The sequence below is a fragment of the Paenibacillus glucanolyticus NBRC 15330 genome (assembly GCF_004000885.1).
GTDB lineage: Bacteria > Bacillota > Bacilli > Paenibacillales > Paenibacillaceae > Paenibacillus_AQ > Paenibacillus_AQ glucanolyticus.
Genome location: NZ_BIMC01000001.1, coordinates 50,737 through 70,841, shown reverse-complemented (window position 1 = coordinate 70,841; position 20,105 = coordinate 50,737). Strand labels below are relative to the sequence as shown.

Genomic DNA, 20,105 nt, shown 5'->3' with positions numbered 1-20,105 from the left:
CTCATTTCCTATTTTTATTTAACAAGTGGTTAGTGTTTACGAACTTTCAGATTCATTTTATATCGATTCGCCACAAGCTCTACGCTGAATACCATGATAAAGATAACGAGACCGACAAACAAAGCCCCGGCAAAATTATACGATTTCATCGCATGGGTCAGCTCATATCCGATACCGCCTGCACCGACTGCGCCAAGAATCGTAGATTCTCCAAGGTCCCCCTCGAACCGCAGTACGCACCAGGCAATAAAGGCCGTCTTTACCGTTGGCAAAATACCCTGCATGACGATGGCAAGCCAGCTGGCGCCGGTGGCCTGCATCGCTTCCAGCACGCCTTTGTCGACCTCTTCCAGCGATTGCGCGAATACTTTAATGAGCATGCCTGCCGCAGACACGGTAATAGCCAGCACGCCTGGAAGCGATCCAAGCCCGACAGACACGATAAAAATAAGCGCCCACACGACAGTCGGTATCGCACGCAGCAGCGAAGCGGCACTTTGGATGATCCACGCAATGAACGGATGGGGCGTCAGATTGCTTGCTGCCAAAAAGGAGAGAAAAAAAGCAATCAGGATACCCAGCACGGTTCCCAGAATGGCGACCTGCAACGATTCCATCGCTGCCAGAAGCACATGCCGCCACGCCGTAAAGTCGGGAGGAAACATGACTTGGACAATGCCCATGAGCTTCATGAAACCTGCGGCGATCCGAGAATAGTCGAATTGCAGCTGAATTAAGCTGAACACAAACAGCAAGGCAACAAGAGGCATTCCCACCACAAGAAGGCGGTTCTTTTTGGGTTTTTTGGGCTCCGCCATAGACGTAAGCACCGTCAGGGATGGTTTTGGCTCATTCCATTGCGCCCTCATATGATCCGCTCCCTTACACGATTGGTGATCGTTTCAACTACAAGAACAATGACAAGCACGAGAAGTACAGCCATGCTGGCTTTCTGGTACTGAAACAATTTCAGATTGGATTGCAGAATAAAACCGAGGCCTCCCCCGCCAACCATCCCGACAATCGTCGAAGCGCGCACATTAATTTCGAAATTGTACAGGCTCCAGCCGATAAATCCAGGCATGAATTGCGGGATGACCGCTTGAGACAATACTTGAAAATAACTACCTCCAGCCGCGCGAACCGCTTCCACCTGGCCCATGTCGATTTCCTCAAGCACCTCCGCAAAGGATCGGGTCAGCATGCCAATCGAGATCAATATGAGCGACATCGTGCCAACGATAGTGCCGAGCCCGAAAGCTGCGACCAGCAGGATAGTCCAGATGACAACCGGAATGTTCCGGAACAACGACGTAGCCGCTCGGACAAACACCTGCAGATAAGGATGCGGACTTGTCGTGGCTGCCGCTAAGAAGGACAGGAGTCCGGCTACAATCGAACCGATAACCATCGCCACGACGCTCATGTATATGGTCTGCATCGCAGGCTCGAGGAGCTTCGGCAGTGAAGAGAAATCCGGCGGCAGAAAATCGAGAAAGATAAAGCGAAAGCTTTCCCCCACCCCTGCAAACAGCGCGGGAAGCGAAAATTCGGCGCCGATTGAAGACCAGATAACAAGAGCCAGCAGCACGATGAGGAACAGTATCGTCTGGGTCCGTTTCATTTTACGAGCGGATTGCATTTGTGCCGCATTCATGTCAGGCGGTCTCCTTCACTCTAGCATGGCTCTGGTTGTAGATGAGCTGGATCATATCGTCTGTGAGCTCCTCGGGGGACCCGTCAAACACTTTGGAACCTTTGTGGATACCAATGATGCGGGTGGCATACTTCTTGGCGATTTCAACCTGATGAAGATTGCACAGGCAGGCGATGCCCTCTTCCTTGCAGATCGTGTACAGATAATGCATGATCGTCTCGGAGGAAGCCGGATCCAGGCTCGCAATCGGTTCATCCGCTAATATCAAGTCCGGCTTCTGGGATAAGGCTCGCGCAATCCCTACTCGCTGCTGCTGGCCTCCACTAAGCTCATCGGCGCGTTTGTACATTTGCTCATATAACCCGACACGCTGCAGCATGCTCTTGGCAGCTTCCGTATCCGATTTGGAGTAGAGGCCAAGCGCGCCCTTGAACGGACTCATATAACCGAGGCGGCCATGAAGCACATTTTTGATTACCGTTACGCGGGTGACAAGATTATATCCCTGAAAAATCATGCCCATATGGCGGCGCATTTCGCGCAGCTTTTTCCCCTTGATCCCCATTGTCTCCTCGCCTTTAAAACGTATCTTCCCGTTTGTCGGCTCGATCATACGGTTCAAGCTGCGCAGCAATGTGCTCTTGCCGGCACCACTGGGTCCGATAACAACAACGAACTCTCCCGGACGAATCTCTAAATTCAGGTTGTCAAGTGCTTTGGTTCCATCCGGATATATTTTAGACAGGCCTTCCACTTGCAATAGTGTCATGTTTAAATCCTCCCTTGTTTATCTCTATTTGCTCAGCAATTCCTCAGGGGACATTTCAAGCGCTTTAGCGACTTTACGAATCGGATCAAAATCACTGTCGCTCCCCTCTACAAATGAAGAAGCGCCTACGCTTTCCATAAACTCAGGATTTTTAGTGTGATAATCCAGCATAAGCTCTCGAAGCTTGGTTACCAGCTCTTCAGGCAGATCTTGCCGATACAGCAGCGGAGCACCGCCAACGATGGGCTCGGACTCGGCGATCACGCGGAAATCTTCTTCTTTAACAAGACCCGATTCTGCCAGCATCGGCAGCATCAAACTGGACGTTCCGATTGCGTCGGCATTGTTATTTGCCAGGGCAAGGAGCGATTTGTCATGTCCGCCCGAGAAGGCGACGCTGCCGAAAAAGGATTCCAGCTCATTGTTTGCCAGGCCGAGTTCATTCATCAGCGTGGCACGGGGATACAAGTTACCTGAAGTCGATGCCGGATCGACGAATAGAAAATCTTTGCCTTTCAAATCTTTTACACTTTGATAAGGGGAGTCTTCACGAACGAGAATGACGGTGTTGGATGATTGTCCACTTTCAGAACGGACAAGCAGCTTGGCGTTCGCCCGCTCCGTTGCGATGATGTAGCCAAACGGACCAATGAGTCCAATCTCGATTTTACCTGCACGAAGCGCTTCAATAACCATATTGTAATCCTCAGCTACAAATATTTCGGCAGGAATGCCTGTTGCATCTGTAATGTCTTTGGCCAGCTGCTCCTGGGAACGATTCATCTCCCCCTCTTCACTTGGCATCATGCCCACGCGGATGACTTCCGGAATTCCTTCGCTCCCGGATTCGGAACTTGCGGCAGTTCCGCAGCCGGAGAGAATAACCATCATCATGACAAGCGTTAGAATCAAACTTTGGCGACCTGTGTGTCTTTTGTTTTTTAGCATCCTATATCCTCCTGAAATAGATCTCATATTCTGTGGTACACAAGTAGGATACAAGTTGAATGTAAGAAGGATATCTTCGCAGATGAACAGGTTTGTTAAATTTCCGAATTGGTTGCGCACCTTCTTAGAAGACTGTTAATATAGGGTAAAATGTTAAAATAACGTGGAGTGTCGAAAGAGACCATCTCAAGAAACACTGGTCGTGGGCAGAAAGGAACTACTTATATGAACAAAATATCGCTTGTCGACACAGCATACCTGCTGCTGCGTGAGCGGATGGTTCTCGGAGAACTCATGCCGGGCACCCTGCTATCGGAGAATGAATTAGCCGAGGAGTATCAAATGAGCCGTACACCGGTCCGCCATGCGATTGCCCGTCTGGAGTCGGAAGGCTATGTTACCTCTCTCAAAAATCGCGGCGTGTTGGTCAAGGAAGTGAGCAGCAAGGAGTTTCTCGATTTAATTGAACAAATTCAGTCCATGCTCTTCTATTGTTTCGAAATCATGAAAGACCCGAAGCGGGAGATTCGCCTAAACTTGGAGTCGCTTGCAGCTCATGTTGAGGCACAGCGAATCGCCGAGCAGATGGATGATTATCCGTTATACACCAAGCATCATTTCCTATTAATGCGAGAAATTGTAGAATCCTTGGGCAACGGCGTAATGCTGAGCACGTTTGACTCATTTCGGGATAAATTATGCATGTATGCGATCGTCCGCTTCAAGCAAACTCCACATATCAAGCATTACAGCGCGATCGGAATCAACCGGGATACACTTCAAGCTCTATCAAGCCATGATTATGGAGCAGCGCAGGCGGTCGTCCTCTCTCTCAGCCGCATATCCAGAGAGCGTATGCTGGCTACAGGGCGGTTTTAAAAGACCGTCCTGGAACAAAACAGGCTTGAAAAGAATATAAAGAGAACGCCTGATTCAGGCGTTCTCTTCTTGTGATAACTTGAGTTATCGTCCACATGAAGTTCTATCTTGATTTTTGTTCAGCTGCTTATCTAAATGCAATTCATCCTTAAGAAAATCGGCGTTTATTATGCCCATTATATTGTTCACAAGCGTGTAATCCCATCCACTTCGTATGGCATTGATGTAGACGGATAGATCATACAGGGTGACAGATTCACCCCGAGTAGAGGTGTTTTGTCCACAAGCATCTCCACGGAGCTTCTTGAAGCGTTACAATGTCATGGCGTGACCATACCTGGCGAGGAATGCTTCCTTTTCCTTGTAATCCTTCATTACACTTCCGACAAGCCGCCAAAAGGATCGATCGTGGTTCATATGCAAGAGATGACAAAGCTCATGAATGACCACGTAGTCAATGACCTCGATGGGCGCCATCGCAAGACGATAGTTGAAGGTGAGATGTTTAGCCGAGCTGCAGCTGCCCCATTTTGTTCGGGACTCCTCGATGATGAAGGATTTAGGCGTGACTTTCAGCAGCTTCTGATAGATTTTGATGCGTTCACCGACTACCTTCTTGCAGCTTGCAAAATAGAACTTCTTCAAATCGTTCTGAAGCTCTTCTTCCGTACGCCCCTTCGTCTCGATTAACTCATGAAGCGAACAATATTGACCGAGATGAAGGAACTTGCCTTCCTCTTCGTATTCCCTGACCTTCGGTGAGGTACGTGCTGCTTCGATGGCTTGCAATTGCTTCAATATCTTGTTCTCATACTGCCTTACGGTATGTATCACCACATCATCACTCGTATAATTCGGTGCCTTCACCGTAACCAGCCCTGAGGGATGGATATGGATCGAGAGTTTTTTCCGTGGACCGTATTCCACATGAATTTCGATTTGTTGGTGTCCCAGTTCAATTTTCATGATCAACATCATTTCTATAAGATAGTATATCTATTGTAACAGAATCGAGCTGGATTAAGCTGCTTCATTATCGCTCTCTAGCTCTGATTCTACCCACTTCAAAACTTCATTGCCGGAACACCCTGTCCTTTCCATCAGATCATCATAGAATATCATATGCTTTACAAGGAGGAGGGAATGAGCCATGGGAGAAGTAGTAGAAGGTGGATATGGTGGATATGGTGGATATGGTAACGGTGTAGGAGCAATCTTGGTATTGTTCATCTTGCTGGTTATCATCACAAGTGCTTTTATCTAATAAGAACCAATCATCAGCCTAGCTCAGTAAAAGGCCATGAAAGGAATCATCCTTCATGGCCTTCTTCTCTAAGAAAATTGAATTCTCTATACATACATGTTCCTGTCATTTATCCTAATGCAACATCAAGAATCATCATCAATGTGAAGCCGAACATTAAACTCATTGACGCTAGATCCTTATTGCCTTTTTCTTGCGAACTGGGTATAACCTCTTCGGCTACTACAAAGATCATAGCTCCAGCTGCAAAGCTTAATGCGTAAGGTAATAAAGGTTCAATAAATGAGACAGCCACTGCACCGATTACGGCAGCGATGGGCTCGACCATACCCGAAAACTGTCCATAGAAAAAGCTCTTTCTTCGAGACATCCCTTCTCCTCTTAGAGGCATGGAAACCGCCACGCCTTCCGGGAAGTTTTGTATGCCAATGCCGAGGGCCAGCGTCAGAGCACCAGCCAGGGAAGCTTCGGTTCCCCCATGGGCGAGCGCACCAAAGGCTATCCCTACTGCCAAGCCTTCCGGAATATTATGAAGCGTAATGGCGAGCACCAGCAATGTACTTCTTTTTCTTCGTTTTGGAAGATATCCTTCCGCACCAGCAATCGAAGAATTGGGATGAAGGTGAGGTAATATTTTATCAATTCCCCACAGAAACACCCCGCCTAATAAGAATCCAAAGGCTGCCGGAAACCAGTTCCCTATGGGATTTCCTTCCGACATGGTTATAGCTGGCGCTAATAAAGACCAATAACTAGCGGCAATCATGACACCACCGGCGAAACCTAACATGCTGTCCAATAGTCGCTGGTTTAATGTTTTTGTCATAAACACAAGGGCTGCCCCTAATGCAGTCATTCCCCATGTAAACAAAGTCGCAATGAATGCTTGCGTAATCGGATTGAATTTCATTAGGAAGTCTACCACTGTGCAAGAGCTCCTTCTTCAAAATATTAAAATGAATCGACAAATAGTATCCCCTAAATAAGAGCCCTACATGTATTTATATCCTATCATCGGGCTGACTGATCTTCTATGAACTTATTAACCATATTAACGTGACTGTATCTCACCCGCGTCGGTTTCCAACAAAAAAAGCCGCGATGATCGCGGCTTCTTCGATACTAAACAATGGGCTTGCTTTCTTTTGAGAAAAGAGTTTCTTCTGCCACCTGGGCTAATTCCTCGGCTTTATTGCTTATTTCCTGGATCGTTACCGAGAATTCTCGAATCGCCCCTGACTGGCTGTCAGTTAACGTGTGAATATCAGAAAAAGCATGATTTAATCCCAGCAGCAGTTCCTGAATATTCTTCGTAATTCCATTAATCCGATCCACATTCTCTTTGGAGATGGTCGCCAGCTTCCGGATCTCATCGGCAACGACGGAGAAACCTCTTCCCGCTTCACCTGCTCTTGCTGCTTCGATGGAAGCATTCAGCCCCAGCATGTTACTCTGCTCCGAAATCTCCTTAACCACGGTGGAAATCTTACCGATCTGCTGAGCACTTGAGCTGACGTCCTTCATTTGAGTCGTTACGTTGGTTACACGCTCGGTGAGGTGAGAAACCGATTGGCTTATATCTTCAATGGACGCCGTTGTCTGTTCGACAATAGCAGAGAAGCTTTCGGCCATCTCAAAAAGCTTATTCGCTTTCTCGAGGCTGGTCCCCATGCCTACGCCGCCAATAACGCGGCCCTGCTCGTCATGCAGCGGGATCGCGCGTGCAGCAAGCGGGAAACCAAACAGCTCTTTCGGAACGACCGCGGATAGAGCCGTATTATTCCTGATCGCGTTAGTGACGATATCCCCTTCCATTAAAGGGTCGCCTGGGCTCACATTCAATGAGAACGTTTTGCCCGGATAGTTGATGATCAGTTTCTCCGTATCATATATGCCAATGGTGATGTCATCATTCGTAAGATTATTCAGCAGTGGAGCTATCCTTACAAAAGCTCGGATCAGCTCATGCTGTGTTTGAACTTCAGTCACATTTACCATCCTATCTCCCCCCAGCCCTTAGTACGGGAATTTCCTTTGTCCGTAATGAACCGATATCCACTTCATCGTGGTGAATTCATCCAGGCTCCATGCCCCATTCAAGCGGCCCAGCCCGGACTGTTTCTCTCCCCCAAAAGCAACAATCGGCTCGTCGTTAATCGTGACATCATTCACATGGATCATACCGGTGTGGATTTTCTTCGCCATCTCTACCCCACGCTCCAGATTGGAGGTATGAATAGCCCCGCTAAGCCCAAAACGTGAATGGTTGGCAATTTCAATAGCTTCTGCTTCTGTTTCGAACGGAATGATACACACAACCGGGCCAAACAGCTCCTCTTGCGCTACCACCATATCCGGTTTGACGTCTATGAGGATGGTAGGCTCCACCATTCTGCCCGTAATCTGACCTTTCAACAGCGGAACCGCCCCTTGCTCAATGCCCTGTGCAATCAGCTGCTGCAGTGTCTCTGCCTGACGGTTGTTGATGACGGGTCCAAGGATGGTCTGAGGATCACTCGGGTCACCTGTTGTAAGCGTAGAGACCTTCGCTCCGAATTTATCGATAAATTCCTGATAGATCGTCTTCTGTACCAGAATTCGGTTGGCCGACATGCAAATCTGACCTTGGTGCGTGAATCTGCTGAATGTCGCCGCTTGCACCGCGTAGTCGATATCCGCATCCTCCATAATAATGAACGCGCTATTTCCCCCAAGCTCCAGCAGCGGTTTTTTGAAATTCTTGACAGCCAATTGTCCAATATAGCTCCCAACCTTAGTGGAACCCGTAAAGGAAATAATTCTCGGGATCGGATGCTCAACAAACGCATCGCCGATCTCCTTGATATCTGTCACCACTACGTTCAACAGGCCCTTCGGTACACCGGCTTCCTCAAAAATCTTGCCAATCAGAGTTCCACCCGTAATAGGTGAATCCTCGTGCGGTTTCAGTACCACTCCATTGCCAGCACCCAGCGCCGGTGCAACTGATTTCATGGACAGGAAGAAAGGGAAGTTAAACGGACTGATCACCCCAACTACGCCAGCGGGCATACGGTACAGCCGGTTCTCCTTGCCGTTCTCTACAGAAGGCAGAATCTTACCCTCCATTCTAAGAGGGAATGTAGCTGCTTCCTTTATGATATTTTTCACAAGACCGATTTCAAATGCGGCCTTCAGCCGCGTTCCGCCCAGCTCCTGAACAATAATGGACGTAATCTCTTCCTCATTCACTTCAATATATTTAACGGCATTCTCAAGGATATCGCGTTTATTGTAAGGATTAACCTTGTCCCATTCCAGCTGAGCTTTACAGGCCGCTTGATAAGCAGCATCAATGTCAGCAACACTGGCGATTTGAAATGCGGTGATTACCTCATCATTATAAGGATTGATATCAGGCAGCGTTATACTGCTACTACCATCTCTCCATTCCCCGTCTATGAATTGCTTTCCTAACTGTAAATAGTCCATATTCTGCCTCCTATGTCGATAAATTTGTTGTTACTACCCCATATATTTATCGACAAAATATCCATTGTTTGTTAAGGTAAATTTTTTCATATTGCCAAAATTCTGCACCCCAGAATGTTCTTCAACCTCTTCTCGTACATTCAAGTGAATGGTACAAAATAAAAAAGCCGCCAATATGGGGGACTGACCCCATAGCGTGAGACAAATTAAAACACCTTCAAGAGAATGCAACCATGTCGTAAGATATGGAGACAACCTTGGAGGTGTTTTTGCGTTGGCAACAAGAGTTAGCTATCCGGTAGAAGTGAAGAAAAAAGCCATTGAAATGAGACTAGATGGCATTCCAGTGAAAGAAGTCATGGACCAACTGAACATACGAAATAAGACACAAGTAGAGACCTGGATGAGATGGTATCGCAGCGGCCAATGGAACCGGTTGGAGCAGCCTGTCGGTAAACAATACAGCTATGGTAAAGGGCCTGAATATACGTCAGAGCTGGAGAAGGTGCAGGCGGAAAATCGGTTTCTAAAGCAACAATTAGATCCGCTAAAAAAGTTCGCGGAAATGCAAAGGAGGTGTCGCCAAAGACTGTAGTAGAGTGGGTTGAGTCCGTTCGAGGGGAAGTCAGTGTGGCTCAAGCGTGTGCATGGATCGGGCTTTCTCGCTCCACTTACTATCGTTGGAAAGCCGCCTACGGGAGCCCATATAAAGATCACATGGTAGAGAAGATTCGTGAACTCTGTAGTCAGCATAAATTTCGTTACGGATATCGGAAGATCACGGCACTGCTTCGGATGGAGCACAAGATTAACCATAAACGCGTGCAGCGGATTATGCAGCGAGAGGGGCTCCAATGTCGTGTCAAAGTGAAGAAACGCAAACCTACAGGGCAGCCAACTTACATCGCAGAACACTTGTTAAAGCGTCAGTTTGAGGCCGATGCTCCCATGCAAAAACTCGTGACAGACATTACGTATTTGCCGTTTGGCGGAAAAACGTTATACCTGTCGAGCATCTTGGACTTGTTTAACGGAGAGATTGTGGCATACAGTATATCTGACAAGCAAGACACTGGGTTTGTCCTGGACACGCTGGATCAGCTGCCCACGCTGTCGGGCGCCATGCTCCATAGCGATCAGGGCAGCGTCTACACCTCTCAGGCTTATCAAGAAGCTGTAAAGGGAAAAGGCATTACCATGAGCATGTCCCGCAAGGGTACGCCCGCTGATAATGCCCCCATCGAATCGTTTCATTCCACGCTAAAGTCTGAAACGTTCTATCTCGAAGGTTTAACCTGTACGACGACGGCCATCGTCGAGCAGACCGTTCGAGACTACATAACATACTATAACTCAATTCGCATTCAAACAAAACTAAACAACCAGTCGCCGGTTCATTTCCGCCAACTGGCTGCTTAAACTTGCAAGGTGTTTTGATCCCTGTCTCACAAACGGGGGTCAGTCCCATGGCGACTTATAAAGCATATATATTTTTGTCTCGTCTCCAACGTATAGGTTTCGCCCCTGTTCAACTCGCACCCATTACTGATGTCCCACGATCCGATGAGGTACATACGGTTCTTCCAATGATGCAATTTCTTCAGCTGTTAATGTTATGCTAAGAGCCGCGACCGCATCCTCAAGATGGGATAGCTTCGTAGCGCCAACAATGGGAGCCGTGACCGGCTCTTTCTGCAGCAGCCAGGCAAGTGCGATTTGAACGCGCGGAACGCCGTGTTTTTTCGCTATAGCTGCAACCTGATCAACAATCAAGCGATCAGATGCTGCGGTCCCATCGTATTTCTGTTTTGCGATTTGATCGGTTTCGGAACGAAGCGTGGATTCCTGCGGATCTCTTGTCAATCTCCCACCGGCAAGCGGACTATATGGAATCACGCCGATCTTCTCCTCCTTGCAAAGAGGCAGCATTTCTCTCTCTTCCTCACGGTAGATGAGGTTTAGATGGTTCTGCATGGATACAAATCGAGTCCAACCATTACTCTCGGCAACAAACAATGCCTTTTGGAACTGCCATGCATACATGGCTGAAGCTCCAATATATCTGGCCTTACCGGCCTTCACCACATCATGCAAGGCTTCCATTGTCTCTTCAATGGGCGTGTTGTAATCCCAGCGGTGAATCTGGTACAAATCCACATAATCGGTTTCCAGTCGTTTTAAACTTTTATCTATCTCACTCATGATGGCCTTTCGGGAAAGTCCGGCGCCGTTCGGACCTTCGTGCATGCGTCCGTTAATCTTCGTGGCTAGCACGATTTCATCGCGATTGGCATAATCCTTCAGAGCACGCCCCACGATTTCCTCGCTATGTCCAAGTGAGTAGACATTTGCCGTATCAAAAAAATTGATGCCCAATTCCAAGGCTTTCTTAATAATGGGGCGGCTGTTCTCTTCATCAAGTACCCATGGATGAACCCAGCCCTCTGCCGATCCAAAGCCCATGCAGCCAAGGCACAGCCGGGACACATCCAAGCCTGTATTTCCAAGCTTCGCATAATTCATATGATTACTCCTCGCTTTCCCATAGTTACTATAGACGCCATTCACTCTTCTTCTCTATTTTTGTTCTGCAAAATAATGCGACACCGCATATTGATACGATTGCAAGAAAAACGCGACTGCCTTTTGGCTTACCGCCGCTTTAGGGTTAATGATATCAAAACCATGATAACAGCCCTGGTACAACTCGAAATCAACCGGAACGCCTGCTTGCTTTAATTTCTCCACGTAATGAATGGTTTCATCCCGGAATGGTTCGAGATCACCGACATAAGTGACGGTAGGCGGAAGATGGGTGTAATCGGTGGCTCTGGCAGCCGCGGCATAGGGAGACACCTCTTTTCCGTAGCGGTCCCCAAGGTATAACTTCCAAGCCCATTGGTTCATGTCGGAGTTCCATATAGGAGCGTTATTCTCCTTGGCCGATTCCGTCATCATTCGATCATCAATCATTGGATACAACGGCATTTGAAAAGCGATGTTCACTTCTCTTTTATCCCTTGCATAAAGCGTAAGGGCAGCCGTTAGTCCTCCCCCCGCGCTTTCCCCTCCTACCATCAATTGATTACTTCGGATGCTCAGCTCCCTGGCATGATTCTTCATCCATAGAAGAGCGTCATAGCTATCCTCCAATGCTGCTGGATAGGGTGCTTCGATGGATAGACGATAATCGGGAGCGATGATGACACAGCTGCTGGTGTCCATTAATTTTTTGTACGTATTCTCGAACATTTCGGGTACACCCATCGCATACCCCCCTCCATGCAGCCACAAGATACCGGGAACCTCTTCATTCGTATGATGGGGTTCATAAATTAGAATGCGCAGTTTGGAGCCATCTTTACGTGTAATCCATTCTTCACGGACATTTAAACCTTCCATGTGACTGCCTTTCCGTTTATCGCTTTGTTTCTTTCGATTTAACATCGTTTTGACAAATTTAGCTTCGCTGGAGGTGCCCAATAAGAGACCTAGAAGCTTTCCTCTCCATCTTAATTCCCTATCCATCATGGTATAAGTTACTTTCATGAGTTCCCTCCAAGTACATATTGATCTGAAAATGTGTTTACAATATAGTAACACTGTGTAAGATAATCAACAGCCAGTTCGATAAATATTGCCGCTTATCGAACGAAAAAATCAAAAACATGAAAGTTGACCGCAGAATCCGCTATACCAAGATGGAGATTATCTGAAACGTGTGATCTATATTTTGCACGATCGCAGTATCGAGACTTGGAGGGAACAAGCACCGCAGATCGATGTCCATACGCCTGAAGCCTTATATTCATTTATATCCAGCGGCAGCGCAGCAGCGATTAAGGAGTGGGTTCAGAACGGAATGACCCAGAGCCCTGAAGAAGTAGCAGCGTTCATCGATAAAGCCACTCGTTCTGTGGAACGGTCTTTTTTGGAATGAAAGCCAATTGACATACGAGCAGCCATAAGTGCTTGAAAGCCCGTTCTTCCATCACAAACCCGTTCTTCTCTCCAGTTCCTCGGGATAACGGTCACCCGTAAGCGTGATTCGAGATGTAGCCGAGTTGATCGCAAGCAGATCTTCGGGCGTCAACTCCACTTGGGCTGCTCCCAAATTCTCCTCCAACCGATGTAATTTTCGTGTACCTGGTATTGGAACGATCCAGGGCTTCCGAGCAAGCAGCCATGCAAGTGCTACCTGAGCCAGAGACACGTTTCTGGGTTCAGATACTTGTTGAAGTACTCGAATCAATGTTTGATTGGCTTGAATCGCCTCTGCCGTAAATCGTGGAAGGATACGGCGCGTATCATTTTCATCGAAGGCAGTATCTGCACTCACTTTTCCGGTTAAGTATCCCTTACCTAAAGGACTGAATGGAACAAAACCTATACCCAGTTCCTCCAGAACAGGCAATAATTCCTCCTCCGGACGTCTCCACCACAAGGAGTATTCACTCTGAACCGCAGTCAGGGGATGGACGGTATGCGCACGACGAATGGTTTTGACTCCTGCTTCCGAGAGACCCCAATGCTTCACCTTCCCCTCCTGGATAAGATCCTTCACGACGCCCGCCACTTCCTCAATGGGTACCTTGGGATCCACGCGATGTTGATAATAGAGATCAATGGCTTCCACGCCAAGCCGTTTGAGCGAGCCTTCTACGGATTGCCGGATGCATTGAGGTCGACTATCCTGGACCTGTTTGCCATCCACCATCCTAATGCCAAATTTAGTCGCCAATACAACCTTGTCCTTGAACGGCGCAAGCGCTTCTCCTACCAGTTCCTCGTTGATGAAAGGACCGTATATTTCGGCTGTGTCAAAAAAAGTAACGCCTCGATCAATGGCAGCATGAATCACCGATATCATTTCCTTCTTGTCAGCTGCGGGGCCATAGCCATAACTCATGCCCATGCAGCCAAGCCCAATGGCGGTAACCTTTAATCCGCTTGTTCCTAATTCGCGCATTTGCATCATCATCTTCCCTCCCATTGATTCATGTTTAGATTACATACATAACATGATTTCATTATGCTATAGATTATAAGGAGATCGATATCTCATTTGTCTTAAATGATTGCCTAATCCTCTCATTACATTATCGCTGTAGAGAAACATGCCTTATACTGAAAGAAGTGAAATAACAAGGAGGAGCTTATGTCCGAGGAAATACGCAAACACCGGAATGTGCTGGTACAACTATTGGAGCGACATGCGAATCAAAGCGGGGTTCACAAGACGGATATTCCATCATTATTTTTCATTCGTCACTTGCAAGTTACGGAGCCGGTTCATCGGGTCTACAATCCTTCCCTATGTTTTATTGCACAAGGTTCAAAAGAGGTATTGTTGGCGCAGGAACGATATGTGTACGGACCCGCTGATTATCTGATTTCCTCCATGAATGTGCCGGTGGTGGGTCAGGTCATACATGCTTCGAACGAAGTTCCTTTTTTGAGCCTGAAGCTAGAGTTTACGCAGAATCAAATCCTTGAGGTACTCAACGAATACGAACTTCCGATCCTGACTAAGGAAAACGCGAGAAGAGCTTTGTTTGTTGGTCAGATGGAGGCATCACTTCTGGAAGCCATGGTTAGGTTGGCACGCTTGCTGGATCATCCTGCAGAAATATCATTCCTTGCGCCGCTTTATACTAAAGAAATCTTGTTTAGACTCTTGCAAGGGCCTTACGGTGTTGCATTGGCTCAAATCGCTATGGAAGACAGCAGCACTTATCGAATAAGAGAGACTATTGAGCAAATTATCCGGCATCGTGATCAACCGCTCCGTATCGAAAGTTTAGCTGAGACCGCGAGAATGAGTGTATCTTCGTTCCATAGGCATTTTAAAGAGGTAACCGCCATGAGTCCGCTGCAATTTCAAAAGCAGCTCAGATTACAGGAAGCAAGGAGATTATTATTGTCGGAATCAGCCGATGCCGCCGATGTTGCCTTCCGGGTTGGTTATGAGAGTCCATCCCAATTCAGTCGGGAATATGCGCGTCTATTCGGTTGCCCGCCTAGAACAGATATCAAGCAATTGAAGGAAAAGTATGATGTTTTGCGAGATGCCAACACCTTTTAAGGAACGGATCTGGCATAATAGCTTGGCGAACGACGTAAACCGCACGACTATGCTATTATCGCAAAAAAAGCACCCCCGGAGTGTAGACTCCAAGGGCACTTCATTAGTGGGATATGCTTCGGACTACAACAGAAAGATCAGAATCGTATGGGACTAGAAGGTGTCGGATGATCACTCCTGCGTGGCTTCCTTCACCAGCGGCATGCCAGCTTCAACTAATCGCTTGTTGCGAATGAAAAATAACGCAAGTACAAGCATGAACAGCCCCGTTCCCATGAGCAGCCATTCAATCTCAATGACATCGGCAAGCGGTCCGAAGACCAACATCCCGAGGGGCATCATGGAAGTCGAGATCATGCCGAAGACCCCGAATATGCGCCCTAAATAATTGTCGTCCACTCTCTCCTGAAGCAAAACAGTCGTAGGCGTGTTGAAAATAGGCATTGCCACTCCAAACACACCCATAACGGCCAAGTAAATCCAGAAGATCGGCACAATGCCGAGCGCGAAGGTGCACACGCCCATGATGATGCTGGCGAGCGTCATGGTGTACACTTTATTTTTGAAACCGCCCCATGAAGCGATAATGCCCCCGCCAACCATCATGCCGATGGAGAACGCGATCTCGATGGCAGTCAAGCGCCATACGTCGTCACCGAAGGTACGCGTCACTTGCAGCGGTGTCAAAAAGGCCGCAGGGGCCATGAGCACGAAGAAAAAGGCGAAAAAGATAAAAAATGTTTTTAAAAAGGCATGCTGGCCAATATAGTCCAAACCCTTCTTGAAATCATCAAGGTAACCTGTCGTTTGGGCACTGGCTGCCTTTTGGTGGAGCGGAATTTTGAGAAAGAACAGTAACGTCAGGATCGCGATTGCCGCTGTGATGACGTCTATGAAAAAAATTATTTCGATTGTCGCCATGGTGAGTAATGCCGCGCTGGCGATAGGCGCAACGAACATAATGAGCGCCTGCAAGGTGCCATTGATGCCGTTTACTCTTGTTAGCTGATCTTGCGGCACGATTTGTGGTAAAATCGCCCCGACCGCAGGTGTCTGAATGCCTGCCCCAAGTGCGCGTACAGCAGCTATGACAAACAGCAGCCATAACGCTTCATAGCCCAGCAAAAAAACGATGGCCAGAATAAGCGTAACCACTGCGATCATGGCATCCGCGATCATAATTAGCCATTTGCGGTTGAAACGGTCAGCCCACACCCCAGCAAAAGGTGAAAGTAAAAAAGTCGGAATAAATCCGCAAATGATATATAACGTCATCATAATACCTGACTGTGTAGTCAGCGTAATATACCACATGATGGAATACTGCACCAAGGCCGAACCAAACAGCGAGATGGTCTGGCTGCTTAAAAAGAGAACAATATTCCTTTTCCAATGCTTTTTCTCATCTGCTTCAGATTGTGACATCGTTACCTGCTCCTACCTCCTTCATCTCGATTACGCTAACTCTATCACAAACCTGACGAGCATATTTCTTCTTGATTGCTCATGTTGATCTTCCCTATGACGATACTCGAAAGCTCCTTATTTCGCAGGGAATGAATGCTGTTTCCCTCACCAGGCCACGAGGAGTGCGAGGATTAAGAGCGTGAACAATCCCCACGGAAAAGAGCTGGCACCAAAGACTTCAAGTAAAACGCCTCCTGTTACTCCCCCGCCAACGTTAGCCAAATTCCATACCGTTGTGCGCATTGGAATGACCATATCCACTTTGCTATCACCTGCTGCTCTGCAAGCGCTGTTTGCAGCAGCGTTGCTGCGCCGCCGAATGTTAATCTGGCGATGGAAATGACGGCGAATGCTAACTACGCTGTTCAGTACACTTTAGAGGGGATTTGGGATAGCTGTAAAAAAGACCTGAAATAAAAAAGCCGCAAATCTGCGGCTTTCATATTTTGCAAAGGCTAATTCATTTTGGCGATTATTTAAATACGCTATCAGGGACGTAGTAAACTTTCTGCGTATCTTTTTTGTTTACCGGATCTGTAACTATGGTGAAATATACGTTTCCATTTTTAGTCTGTACTCCCTCGATCTCGCGCTTTCCCACATTGGTAATATTCACAAGGGTTTTGTAAGCTCCTGTGCTGGATATGAATGCGATCTGCGGAGTGTCGCCATCCGCGCCGCCTGAGGTATAGATTTCTGTTTTTCCCAGCATATCAGCACCTTGGAAAGAACCGTTAGGTCTGATGATATTACTCCCCGACTGCGTAAAGCTGCTGACCGCGGCGTTGACAGCTGCTGCACTGTCCATCCTCACCTGCTCATTACTGTCTAGCAGCTTGTTTAATGCTACCGTGTCATAAATGGACCACGTTACGGTTCCTTCTGATGTTTGTACGCGGAAAACCGTGTGGGTGCTGTTGCCCCCGCCATCCACGCGATAAGTCTCACCTAATCTTGCACCTGTTGTATTGGCATAATTCATATATGTGAACCGATGCAGGTCCGTATAATCCACTGTCGTTCCGGCCGAATATTGAAGCCTGGCTACCTGAAGAGACCAGTAATACGTGGTGGAAGGATCTGCTTTTGAGCTAAAATAAAAGTAGTTTTCTCCATTATAGGTATACATGTCAAGCGTTTGGCAATGGCCTGAATTGGTGATGGTCATTTCATCAACATATGTGGCATCATTCCCGCTCATAAGCAGTCTTGACAGATAGCATGTTCCCCCCGAGCGTTGGGTGACGTAAAGATACTTGTCTGCGATATAGGCTTTCTGAACGGCCACGTTGTGGTTAAGTCCCTTGAGATTGTAAGCAAGTGTGGCGGAAGCATTTACGGTTTTCTCAGGACTTGCCGCAAATACCGGCATAACGGACACGGCAAAAACCAGAACGGCGAGCATGGCGGAAACCATCCATTTCATTGGCCTTCTCATAAGACGCAGCGCTTGAGCTTGAAACATAACAATACCTCCATTCGAATTCGAAATGATAATTCATGGGACTAATATCGAACTCCGTGTGTGTATAACCTCCTTTATCTTGTATTTCAAAAAAATGATTGGCAAACCATCATACACTAAATACCATACCAAAAAATGGATTGGATTTCCAATGCCATGATGATGATAATGTCATCACATGTCGCCACCATCTCTCGTTCCAGTAAAAAGAATATCCAACGATCGCTCCCGAACCGGAGATCACTGAAACAGATGCCACTCATGCAGGGAATGACTCTTTAGGGCAGCTACGGAGAGAGCTAAACTCGTACAGCAAGAGGGCACGGTCTACCGAATTAAGTTTATTCGGGTCGGGGATGATCCCCGGAAAGCATTAAGGGAAAACGATGAGCTGGACGAGGAACAATTGACCTCGCTTCACAAGCGTCTTGAGCGATTGGATCAGGCCAGCCCTGCTGGTTTGTGGACGGGTGATTTTTTACATATCATCGAAAAGAATCCAGGTGTTCGAGCGGCAGAACTGGAAGTCGCTATTGGCTGGGAAACCGATAAACTGAACGTTCTTAAACTTATCCCCGACATCAGATATTCTCGAATGTAAAACTGCATTTTGTTCCCCCATCTGCTATACACTCCTTACGTTCGACGCGACTGTCCAGTAAAGATTCAAACATAGCCAGCTCGCATTGACACGCTTGCCGATATCGGCTAGCCACTTGAAAAATGGGACAGTTTCCTTCCTCTAAGGAATACTTGTCATCGTGAATCTTCACTAGTGAGGTCATGTATCCTGCATTATCCTGGATTTTGGCGAGTGTTACTATTTTTTCCTCGAAATTTTGTCCAGTCATGGCTAATCGGTATTTTTGTTCAAGCCTTTTCCTTCTTCGCTTAAATAGTTCGTCAACGAATAATTCACCGAACATATGGTTAATCTCTTCCATCAGCTCTAAAGACAGGACATCATATTGAGTAGGAAATAACTGTTCCGCTAAATCAGTCAGACTATATATATAAGTTGGTCTACCGATATGCTGACGAATCGTCGAGCTTTGGATATAGTTATCCTTTTTCAATGCATTTACATGTTTACGAACAGCCATTCCTGTCACTCCTAGATGTTCTGACATTTCTTGAATGGTGGTTGATCCTAATTTTTTGAGCAACAACAATATTTCTCGTTTCGTCGATGATTCCCGCAAAGGAGCTGTAAGTGTATTCATTTAATTACCTTCCTTTCTGAACAAGAACATCGATGCAGGCAAAAACTTGGCAGCTCTTTCGCAGCATCCGTCCGGATTTCCTTCACGGAGGGAGGACTCATGGGGAGTCCAGTACAAGCTCTATTTTTGTAATGCCCTCCTCCAGAAGCAATGAAGTAAACACAAGTACAGTTTATACGATTAAAACATATTTGTATACACTCAATTTTGTTTATATTTAGAAACAATTTGTCGTTAAGTAAACATGTGTGGATTATACTGGGTGTGAAAATGTTGAAATGAGGTGAATCCAATTGGATTTTATGCGTGTGTTGATTGAAGGCAGCATTTTATCCGTTGTTTTCTTGATCATCATGCCTTGTTCCATCCGTGTGCCGTTGTTTCCTTTTGACTTCCCTGTCATTAGGTTTAATATGTAAGTAAAAGAGATGGGGGTATGATATGGAAAGAACTGAAATTATAGCAATAGTATCATTGTTAATATCCATCTTCCTTCTGCTTAAGCACTTTAGAATGCAATCCCGAATCAATGAGCTTACATCCGATCTTGCACGCCTGGAGGGCCGATCGGAGGTTTATCCTCCTCCCCGCCCACAGCAGCCGGCTGTTGTTGATGCTCATTTCATAAGCTCGGGGAGCTCAGAGCTTTCACCAGAGCTGGAGCAACGCCTGCGACAACTGCTGGCTGAAGGAAATAAGATTAAGGCGATCAAAGAATTACGTGAGGCTATGCATCTCTCCCTGAAAGATGCGAAGAATTACGTGGACGCCATGGATCAGCGCTAGGCTATACGTACAAAGAGTGCCTCTTGATCATGAGGCACTCTTTTTTTGTGGTGCCCCTTCACTAAGCTAGAAATGCTTCTTCAGAAGTTCT

General features: G+C 47.0%; 21 protein-coding genes. 6 read left to right on the top strand and 15 right to left on the bottom strand.

All coding sequences use genetic code 11. The annotated features are described in order from the left end of the window. Positions 1-29: 29 nt before the first annotated feature. The 4 genes from phnE (PGL02S_RS00350) to PGL02S_RS00335 are packed head-to-tail and all read right to left on the bottom strand — an operon-like array spanning position 30 to position 3,374. On the bottom strand, positions 30-869 hold the full coding sequence (gene phnE, locus PGL02S_RS00350) for a phosphonate ABC transporter, permease protein PhnE (RefSeq protein WP_036639410.1): 840 nt from the start codon (positions 867-869) through the stop codon (positions 30-32). Beyond that, a complete protein-coding gene (phnE, locus tag PGL02S_RS00345) occupies positions 866-1,657 on the bottom strand; it encodes a phosphonate ABC transporter, permease protein PhnE (protein WP_006210835.1) in 792 nt (263 codons plus the stop codon). Before phnE (PGL02S_RS00345) ends, phnE (PGL02S_RS00350) begins: the two co-directional genes overlap by 4 nt. Before the next feature lies 1 nt (position 1,658). Beyond that, positions 1,659-2,426 (bottom strand): phosphonate ABC transporter ATP-binding protein, encoded by a 768-nt coding sequence (gene phnC, locus PGL02S_RS00340; RefSeq protein ID WP_036639413.1) that lies wholly within the window; start codon positions 2,424-2,426, stop codon positions 1,659-1,661. A 24-nt stretch (positions 2,427-2,450) separates the two neighbouring features. Then, a complete protein-coding gene (locus PGL02S_RS00335; protein WP_036639415.1) occupies positions 2,451-3,374 on the bottom strand; it encodes a phosphate/phosphite/phosphonate ABC transporter substrate-binding protein in 924 nt (307 codons plus the stop codon). Positions 3,375-3,599: 225 nt separating this feature from the next. Between PGL02S_RS00335 and PGL02S_RS00330 the strand changes: the two genes are divergently transcribed. Further along, positions 3,600-4,253 carry a GntR family transcriptional regulator gene (locus PGL02S_RS00330; RefSeq protein ID WP_006210838.1) on the top strand — a complete coding sequence of 218 codons (654 nt, stop codon included), beginning with the start codon at positions 3,600-3,602 and terminating at the stop codon, positions 4,251-4,253. Between the two features lie 312 nt (positions 4,254-4,565). On the opposite strand, the gene PGL02S_RS00325 is transcribed toward PGL02S_RS00330, so the two are convergent. Then, complete coding sequence (locus tag PGL02S_RS00325; protein WP_036639418.1) at positions 4,566-5,219, bottom strand: M48 family metallopeptidase; 654 nt, start codon at positions 5,217-5,219, stop codon at positions 4,566-4,568. Between the two features lie 184 nt (positions 5,220-5,403). Here PGL02S_RS00325 and PGL02S_RS00320 point away from each other — a divergent pair, with 184 nt between their 5' ends. Further along, a complete protein-coding gene (locus PGL02S_RS00320; protein ID WP_006210840.1) occupies positions 5,404-5,517 on the top strand; it encodes a hypothetical protein in 114 nt (37 codons plus the stop codon). 109 nt (positions 5,518-5,626) lie between these two features. On the opposite strand, the gene PGL02S_RS00315 is transcribed toward PGL02S_RS00320, so the two are convergent. From PGL02S_RS00315 to PGL02S_RS00305, 3 genes are all read right to left on the bottom strand, one after another. Next, the gene (locus tag PGL02S_RS00315; protein ID WP_036639419.1) at positions 5,627-6,442 is read right to left on the bottom strand and encodes a ZIP family metal transporter; all 816 of its coding nucleotides are present in this window, start codon (positions 6,440-6,442) and stop codon (positions 5,627-5,629) included. Between the two features lie 197 nt (positions 6,443-6,639). Beyond that, complete coding sequence (locus tag PGL02S_RS29010) at positions 6,640-7,515, bottom strand: methyl-accepting chemotaxis protein (RefSeq protein ID WP_006210842.1); 876 nt, start codon at positions 7,513-7,515, stop codon at positions 6,640-6,642. Between the two features lie 18 nt (positions 7,516-7,533). Next, positions 7,534-8,988, bottom strand: a complete 1,455-nt coding sequence (locus PGL02S_RS00305; RefSeq protein WP_006210843.1) for an aldehyde dehydrogenase family protein — start codon at positions 8,986-8,988, stop codon at positions 7,534-7,536. A 274-nt stretch (positions 8,989-9,262) separates the two neighbouring features. Between PGL02S_RS00305 and PGL02S_RS00300 the strand changes: the two genes are divergently transcribed. Then, positions 9,263-10,407, top strand: a protein-coding gene (locus PGL02S_RS00300) for an IS3 family transposase (protein ID WP_107338749.1) whose coding sequence is annotated in 2 segments (ribosomal slippage) — positions 9,263-9,557 and positions 9,557-10,407 — 1,146 coding nt in all. Because the reading frame shifts where the segments join, the coding sequence is not laid out codon by codon here. A 123-nt stretch (positions 10,408-10,530) separates the two neighbouring features. Here PGL02S_RS00300 and PGL02S_RS00295 read toward each other — a convergent pair. After that, the gene (locus tag PGL02S_RS00295; RefSeq protein WP_006210139.1) at positions 10,531-11,511 is read right to left on the bottom strand and encodes an aldo/keto reductase; all 981 of its coding nucleotides are present in this window, start codon (positions 11,509-11,511) and stop codon (positions 10,531-10,533) included. Between the two features lie 54 nt (positions 11,512-11,565). Further along, positions 11,566-12,537 carry an alpha/beta hydrolase gene (locus PGL02S_RS00290; protein ID WP_036639425.1) on the bottom strand — a complete coding sequence of 324 codons (972 nt, stop codon included), beginning with the start codon at positions 12,535-12,537 and terminating at the stop codon, positions 11,566-11,568. A gap of 163 nt (positions 12,538-12,700) precedes the next feature. Between PGL02S_RS00290 and PGL02S_RS00285 the strand changes: the two genes are divergently transcribed. Continuing rightward, on the top strand, positions 12,701-12,928 hold the full coding sequence (locus PGL02S_RS00285) for a TetR-like C-terminal domain-containing protein (protein WP_255308609.1): 228 nt from the start codon (positions 12,701-12,703) through the stop codon (positions 12,926-12,928). A 51-nt stretch (positions 12,929-12,979) separates the two neighbouring features. On the opposite strand, the gene PGL02S_RS00280 is transcribed toward PGL02S_RS00285, so the two are convergent. Continuing rightward, the gene (locus PGL02S_RS00280) at positions 12,980-13,963 is read right to left on the bottom strand and encodes an aldo/keto reductase (RefSeq protein WP_107338789.1); all 984 of its coding nucleotides are present in this window, start codon (positions 13,961-13,963) and stop codon (positions 12,980-12,982) included. Positions 13,964-14,146: 183 nt separating this feature from the next. Between PGL02S_RS00280 and PGL02S_RS00275 the strand changes: the two genes are divergently transcribed. Next, entirely contained in the window at positions 14,147-15,073 is a 927-nt protein-coding gene (locus PGL02S_RS00275; protein ID WP_036639430.1) for an AraC family transcriptional regulator, read from the top strand. Positions 15,074-15,244: 171 nt separating this feature from the next. Here PGL02S_RS00275 and PGL02S_RS00270 read toward each other — a convergent pair whose 3' ends face one another. The 4 genes from PGL02S_RS00270 to PGL02S_RS00255 form a co-directional block, all read right to left on the bottom strand. Continuing rightward, positions 15,245-16,498, bottom strand: a complete 1,254-nt coding sequence (locus PGL02S_RS00270; protein WP_036639431.1) for an MFS transporter — start codon at positions 16,496-16,498, stop codon at positions 15,245-15,247. Positions 16,499-16,645: 147 nt separating this feature from the next. Beyond that, positions 16,646-16,795: a hypothetical protein gene (locus tag PGL02S_RS27985; RefSeq protein ID WP_155984597.1), complete on the bottom strand. Its 150-nt coding sequence runs from the start codon at positions 16,793-16,795 to the stop codon at positions 16,646-16,648. Between the two features lie 217 nt (positions 16,796-17,012). After that, positions 17,013-18,005, bottom strand: a complete 993-nt coding sequence (locus PGL02S_RS00260) for a phage baseplate protein (protein ID WP_036639432.1) — start codon at positions 18,003-18,005, stop codon at positions 17,013-17,015. A gap of 581 nt (positions 18,006-18,586) precedes the next feature. After that, positions 18,587-19,228 (bottom strand): helix-turn-helix transcriptional regulator, encoded by a 642-nt coding sequence (locus PGL02S_RS00255; RefSeq protein WP_036639436.1) that lies wholly within the window; start codon positions 19,226-19,228, stop codon positions 18,587-18,589. Positions 19,229-19,702: 474 nt separating this feature from the next. Here PGL02S_RS00255 and PGL02S_RS00250 point away from each other — a divergent pair, with 474 nt between their 5' ends. Beyond that, positions 19,703-20,014: a ribosomal protein L7/L12 gene (locus tag PGL02S_RS00250; protein WP_255308597.1), complete on the top strand. Its 312-nt coding sequence runs from the start codon at positions 19,703-19,705 to the stop codon at positions 20,012-20,014. Positions 20,015-20,105: the final 91 nt, after the last annotated feature.

Coding starts and splice junctions, on each gene's coding strand:
- phnE (WP_036639410.1), bottom strand. CDS start 869: ATGAGGGCGCAATGGAATGAGCCAAAACCATCCCTGACGGTGCTTACG.
- phnE (WP_006210835.1), bottom strand. CDS start 1,657: ATGAATGCGGCACAAATGCAATCCGCTCGTAAAATGAAACGGACCCAG.
- phnC (WP_036639413.1), bottom strand. CDS start 2,426: ATGACACTATTGCAAGTGGAAGGCCTGTCTAAAATATATCCGGATGGA.
- PGL02S_RS00335 (WP_036639415.1), bottom strand. CDS start 3,374: ATGCTAAAAAACAAAAGACACACAGGTCGCCAAAGTTTGATTCTAACG.
- PGL02S_RS00330 (WP_006210838.1), top strand. CDS start 3,600: ATGAACAAAATATCGCTTGTCGACACAGCATACCTGCTGCTGCGTGAG.
- PGL02S_RS00325 (WP_036639418.1), bottom strand. CDS start 5,219: ATGAAAATTGAACTGGGACACCAACAAATCGAAATTCATGTGGAATAC.
- PGL02S_RS00320 (WP_006210840.1), top strand. CDS start 5,404: ATGGGAGAAGTAGTAGAAGGTGGATATGGTGGATATGGTGGATATGGT.
- PGL02S_RS29010 (WP_006210842.1), bottom strand. CDS start 7,515: ATGGTAAATGTGACTGAAGTTCAAACACAGCATGAGCTGATCCGAGCT.
- PGL02S_RS00305 (WP_006210843.1), bottom strand. CDS start 8,988: ATGGACTATTTACAGTTAGGAAAGCAATTCATAGACGGGGAATGGAGA.
- PGL02S_RS00295 (WP_006210139.1), bottom strand. CDS start 11,511: ATGAATTATGCGAAGCTTGGAAATACAGGCTTGGATGTGTCCCGGCTG.
- PGL02S_RS00290 (WP_036639425.1), bottom strand. CDS start 12,537: ATGAAAGTAACTTATACCATGATGGATAGGGAATTAAGATGGAGAGGA.
- PGL02S_RS00280 (WP_107338789.1), bottom strand. CDS start 13,963: ATGCAAATGCGCGAATTAGGAACAAGCGGATTAAAGGTTACCGCCATT.
- PGL02S_RS00275 (WP_036639430.1), top strand. CDS start 14,147: ATGTCCGAGGAAATACGCAAACACCGGAATGTGCTGGTACAACTATTG.
- PGL02S_RS00270 (WP_036639431.1), bottom strand. CDS start 16,498: ATGTCACAATCTGAAGCAGATGAGAAAAAGCATTGGAAAAGGAATATT.
- PGL02S_RS27985 (WP_155984597.1), bottom strand. CDS start 16,795: ATGGTCATTCCAATGCGCACAACGGTATGGAATTTGGCTAACGTTGGC.
- PGL02S_RS00260 (WP_036639432.1), bottom strand. CDS start 18,005: ATGTTTCAAGCTCAAGCGCTGCGTCTTATGAGAAGGCCAATGAAATGG.
- PGL02S_RS00255 (WP_036639436.1), bottom strand. CDS start 19,228: ATGAATACACTTACAGCTCCTTTGCGGGAATCATCGACGAAACGAGAA.